4 protein-coding genes are annotated in these 5,204 nt (G+C 78.2%); 2 read left to right on the forward strand and 2 right to left on the reverse strand.

Annotation, left to right across the window (positions count from 1 at the left end; translation table 11 throughout):
* Window positions 1-63: 63 nt before the first annotated feature.
* Entirely contained in the window at window positions 64-780 is a 717-nt protein-coding gene (locus tag ACRYR9_RS19435) for a PspA/IM30 family protein (protein WP_432499052.1), read from the reverse strand.
* A gap of 97 nt (window positions 781-877) precedes the next feature.
* Entirely contained in the window at window positions 878-2,902 is a 2,025-nt protein-coding gene (locus ACRYR9_RS19440) for a TPM domain-containing protein (protein ID WP_432499054.1), read from the reverse strand.
* Window positions 2,903-3,057: 155 nt separating this feature from the next.
* On the opposite strand from ACRYR9_RS19440, the gene ACRYR9_RS19445 reads away from it, so the two are divergent.
* Together ACRYR9_RS19445 and ACRYR9_RS19450 are read left to right on the forward strand one after the other, a co-directional pair.
* Complete coding sequence (locus ACRYR9_RS19445) at window positions 3,058-4,602, forward strand: methyl-accepting chemotaxis protein (RefSeq protein ID WP_432499056.1); 1,545 nt, start codon at window positions 3,058-3,060, stop codon at window positions 4,600-4,602.
* A 102-nt stretch (window positions 4,603-4,704) separates the two neighbouring features.
* Window positions 4,705-5,040 carry a helix-turn-helix domain-containing protein gene (locus tag ACRYR9_RS19450; RefSeq protein WP_432499059.1) on the forward strand — a complete coding sequence of 112 codons (336 nt, stop codon included), beginning with the start codon at window positions 4,705-4,707 and terminating at the stop codon, window positions 5,038-5,040.
* The last annotated feature ends 164 nt before the right edge of the window (window positions 5,041-5,204 follow it).

Consider the following 5,204-nt stretch of genomic DNA (forward strand, 5'->3'; position numbering starts at 1 on the left):
GGTGATCTTGCACGGGTGAACGTTCAACCGTGCAAGATCACCGCGGGACTCGGGGGCGGGGGGTCAGGCGCCGGACTTCAGGGCGGCCAGGCGGGCCTCGACGTCCAGGTCGGCCGACAGGTCCTCCAGCTCGGCGAACCGCGCGTCCAGGGAGTCGGCCTGCAGCTCCGCCTGCCCGGCCACCCGCGCCTCCTCCCGGCGCACCCGCTCCTCGAAGCGCGACAGCTCCGAGGTGGGGTCCAGCACGTCGATCGAGCCGATCGCCGCCTGCACCTGCGACTGGGCCTGCGCGGCCTTCGCGCGCGCCACCAGCTGGTCGCGCTTGCCGCGCAGCTCCACCAGCTTCTCCTTCATCGACGCCAGCCCGCTCTTGAGCTTGTCGACGACCTCCGTCTGCGCCGCGATCTGCGGCGCCGCCGCGCTGACCTCCTGCTCGAAGGAGATCTGCCGCTTCAGCGCCAGCTTCGCCAGCTCGTCGAAGCGGTCCGCCTCCGCAGCCTTCCCCGCCGCGCGCAGCTCGTCCGCCTTGCGCGAGGCCGCCAGCGCCTTCGCGCCCCACTCCCGCACGGCGGCCACGTCGTCGTCGCGGTCGGCCTCCGCCAGGCGCAGGTTCCCGATGGTCTGCGCGATCGCCGCCTCCGCGTCGGCGATGTTCGCCGTGTAGTCCCGGATCACCTGGTCCAGGACCTTCTCCGGGTCCTCCGCCTGGTCGATGAGCGCGTTGACGTTCGCCCGCGCCAGCTGCGCGATGCGACCCAGGATCGACTGCTTCTGCGCCACGTCCCCGTCCTCCCCGCCGGCCGCGCCGGCGACTCGTGCTGCTCGTGCTGCCCCGACCCTCCCAGGCCCCGCCGGAGCGGGCAGCCCGGAACGGCCCTCAGAACCGCCCGCCCGCCCCGCGCCGGCCCCCGCCGGAGGAGCGCCGGCCGCCACCGGAGCCCCCGCCGAAGCTCCCGCCGAACCCGCCCGACCGGCGGCCGCGCCGCCCGCTCGGCCCCGGACCGCCCCACGAGCCGCCGAACCCGCCGAAGCCCCCGCCGAACCCGCCGCCCCACGAACCGCCGAACCCCGTGCGGCGCCGCCCACCGCCCACCAGCACGGCACCCAGCAGGTCCTCCAGGCCCGGGCCCGCCACCGTCCCCGGCGCACCCCACGAGGCCGCGTCGGCGCGCGCCAGCCGCCCGGCCTCCTCCGCCAGCGCGTCCGCCGTGCGCGCGTGCTGCAGCGCCGCCGCCGGGTCCTCCTGCGTCAGCGCCACCGCGCGCTCCAGGTGCCGGCGGGCCTCCGCCAGCCGGGTGCGGGCCGTGCCGCCCACCGCACCGCGCCGCGTGGCCACGAAGTCCTCCGCCGCGTCCACCTCCGCGCGCGCCGCCAGCAGCGCCTGCTCCAGCGCCGCCCGCTCCTGGCGGCGCTCGCGGGCCGTCGCCTCCACCGCGTCCCGCGCCGCGTCCAGCGCCCGCTCGGCCTCCACCACGCGGTGCAGCGCGCCCAGCGGGTCCTCGGCGCCCTGCTGCTGCGCCGAGGCGGCGACGGCGCGCGCGGCGGCCAGCGCCCCGGCCAGCTCCGCCGGCACCGGGGCGGAGGTCCCCGCGGGTTCGGCCGACGCGGCGCGCAGCCGGGCCAGCGCCACGGGCAGCTCCTGCACCGCGCGGCGCAGGTCGGTGCCGGTGCGCTCCACCGAGGCCAGCAGCTGCTCGGCCTGCGCCAGCGCCCCCTGGGCGGCGCGCACCGCGTCCACCACCTCGCCGGCGCGGGTGGGGTCGGCCAGCGCGCCGCGCGCCTCGAGGGCCGAGCGCTCCGCCAGGTCCAGGCGCTCGGACGCCTCCCCGGGCGCGTCCGCGACCGCTGCCAGGGCCGTGGTCCCGAACTCCGCGCCCAGCGCGTCCACCCGCTGCCGCGCGGGTTCCACCGCGGCGCGCAGGGCGGGCAGGCGCTCCTCCACGCCCGTCAGGACCTCCGGGGCGCGGCGCACCAGGTCGCGCAGCTCGTCGACGCCGGCGGAGGCGGCCTCCAGCGTCTCGTCCACGCGGCGGCAGTCCGCGACGATCCCGGTCAGCACCTCGCGGCGTCGCGCTTCGGTCTCCGGCTCGGCGTCGTCCAGGCCCTGCCGGGCGGTGAACGCCGCCGTCAGCGCGGTGCGCGCCTCGCCGAGCACGTCGCGGAAGCCCGCGGTGCGCTGCTCGCCGAACTCCGCGGTGGCGAACTCCAGCTCCTCGGCGCTGGAGCGCACCGCGTCGTCGGCGCGCACCAGCAGCGCGTCGGCGGTGCGGGCCAGGTCGGCGGTGCTCGTGCCGGCGAACTCGCCGCCCGCGGCGCCGGCCCGGCCCCCGGCCGCGCCGCGCCGGCGCGAGCGGGACAGGAGCAGCGCCCCGCCCCCGGCGACCACGACGGCGCCCGCGGCCGCCACCCCCCACGGGAACCCGCCGCCCAGCGCGCCGTCGATGGACTCCGCGCCGGCGACGACCGCGCCGCCCCAGTCGCCCTCCGCCAGGCGCGCCTCGGTGTCGCGGGCCACCTGCGCCACGTCCGCGTCGCTCAGCGGTGAGGCGTCGTCCACGGAGTACGCGAAGGCGCCCTCCTGCGTCGCCACCGCCAGCAGCACGTCGTCGACGCCCAGGCCGCTGACCGTGGCGGTCTCGTCGGCCCACTGCACGGGGTCGGCGCCGTCGAAGGACTCCACGAACACGACCCACAGCTGCACGCCCTCCTGCTGCTGCAGCTCGCGCAGCGCCGGCGTCACGTCCGTGCCGACCAGCGCCCCCACCCGGTCGGTGACCTGGTCGGGCACCCGGAACGGGTCGACCGCCGCGGCCGGCGCCGCGGCGGAGCACGTCAGCACCCCCAGCAGCAGGGCGGCCGCCACCGGGCGGCGGGCGTCGCGGGGGCGGGGCTCTCGCAGCACCGGGCCAGTCTGGCGCAGGGGCGTGCGGCGGGCCGGTCGAGGTGCGGGCCGGTCGAGGTGCGGGCCGGTCAAGGCGCGGACGGGCGGTGCCGATGGGAGGGAGCGCCCCCGCGCCCCGTCGAACCCCGGCGGACCCCAGGACCTTCGGAGTCGACGTGTTCGGACGCAAGAAGCAGACCGGTGCCGCAGTGCTGCCCCCGGGTGAGGTGCCCCGCGACGTGGAGGCCCTGGAGGCCGTCCTCGTCGCCTTCGACGAGGCCCGGTGCCAGGAGGACGTGCACCGCACCACCGCCCGGGTCGTCACCGGCGTCCTGGGCCTGGACTACGGCGCCGTGTGGTGCCCGCGGCCCGACGGGCGGTTCGTCATCGCCGCGGAGTTCGGTTCCGGGACAGCCGGGATGGCCCGCTCGCGCGGTGCCGCCATCGGCCCCGGCGACGGCTGGGGCGGGCGGGTCCTGCAGGAGCGCGAGCACGTGCACCTGACCGCGCAGTCGTCCACCAGCACGTGCCAGCGCTGGCGCGACGCGCGCGAGGCCGGCGCGGTCGAGGGCGCGTTGTTCCCCGTCGTCGAGGACGGCCGCGTCGTGTGCCTCGCCGAGTACTACCACCACGAGCCGCTGCCGTTCTTCGGCGCCCGTGCCGAGAAGTGGCGCACCATCGACCGCGTGCTGGCCAACGCCCGCCGCACGGTGCGCGACCGCGCGGCGCTGGCCGAGACCCTCGCCGACCGCGAGGCCGTCACCACCGTCGTCACCGCGCTGAACGACGGCCGCGACCGGGAGCAGGCGGTCCGCATCGCCCTGGACACCGTCCGGAGGGTGTTCGGCTGGGCGTACGGGTCGTTCTGGGCCCTGGACGAGTCCGAGGGCACCCTGAAGTTCTCCGTGGAGTCCGGCTCGGCCGGTGACGAGTTCCGCCGCGTGACGCTGGCCGCCTCGTTCGCGGAGGGCGTGGGGCTGTCCGGGCGTGCCTGGCGCTCCCGCGACCTGGTGTTCGTGCGCGACCTGGCCGAGGTCACCGACTGCGTGCGGGCCCCCGCCGCGCAGCGCGCCGGCGTGAAGTCCGGCGTGTGCTTCCCCATCGTCGTGGGTGGGCAGGTCGTGGGCACGATGGACTTCTTCGTCACCGAGTTCGTCGACCTGTCCGAGACGCGCGCGGCGGCGCTGCGCAACGTGGCCCAGCTGGTCTCGCAGCGCCTGGACGTGCTGCACCGCGCCGAGGCCGACGCGCAGAACTCCCGCGAACTGCTCGACACCGTCTCGCGGCTGCGCGACGCGGTCCTCGACGCCGGGCGGGTCGGGGACTCCGCCGCCGGGCAGGCCTCCGCCCTGACCGGCGAGGTGCACGCACTGGCGCAGGCCTCCCAGGCCGTCGGGGAGGTCATCAAGATCATCTCCGGGATCGCCGACCAGACGAACCTGCTGGCGCTGAACGCCACCATCGAGGCCGCGCGCGCCGGTGAGCTGGGCCGCGGTTTCGCGGTCGTCGCCAGCGAGGTCAAGGACCTGGCCCGCGAGACCGCCGACGCCACCCAGCGCGTCGCGCAGCAGATCGCCGGGATCCAGGTCTCCAGCGAGCAGGTGAGCGCCGGCATCGAGGGCACCGCCGCGATCATCCGCGAACTGGACGCGGTGCAGGCGCGCATCGGCGCCGTCCTGGACGAGCAGGTGCAGATGGCCAGCGCCTTCGAGGGGCGCTGACCCCCCGCTGACCCCGGCGGGGTCGTCCGCTCTCAGCGGACGGCCCTGCCGGCTCCGGCCCCGGCCGCTAGCGTCGGGAGGGTCCCGAGGCCGGAGGTCCCCGTGAGCAGCACCGCACCGCACGCGCCCCTGCTGCGCGAACTGCTCGGCGCGGTCCTGCGCGAGGAGCGCCGGGACCAGGGGCGGACCCTCGCCGACGTGGCCACCGCCTCGGGCGTCTCGCTGCCGCACCTGTCGCAGGTGGAGCGCGGCGGCAAGGAACCCTCCTCCGAGGTCGTCGCGGCGATCTGCGGCGCCCTGGGCCTGCCGGTCGCGGAACTGCTGCGCCGCGCCGCCGCGGAGCCGCTGGACCTCACCTCCTCGGGCGGGCGCGCGGTGCCGGCGGGGTTCACCGCCCCCGCGGCCGCCCCCACCGCCCACCTCTCCCTCGTCGCCTGACCCCGTACCCCCTCCCCTCATCTCCTCCCCACCCCGTGGTGGGGGGGGGGGGGGGGGGGGGGGGGGGGGGGGGGGGGGGGGGGGGGGGGGGGGGGGGGGGGGGGGGGGGGGGGGGGGGGGGGGGGGGGGGGGGGGGGGGGGGGGGGGGGGGGGGGGGGGGGGGG

This window comes from Kineococcus auxinigenes, from assembly GCF_050871525.1.
Classification (GTDB): Bacteria; Actinomycetota; Actinomycetes; order Actinomycetales; family Kineococcaceae; genus Kineococcus.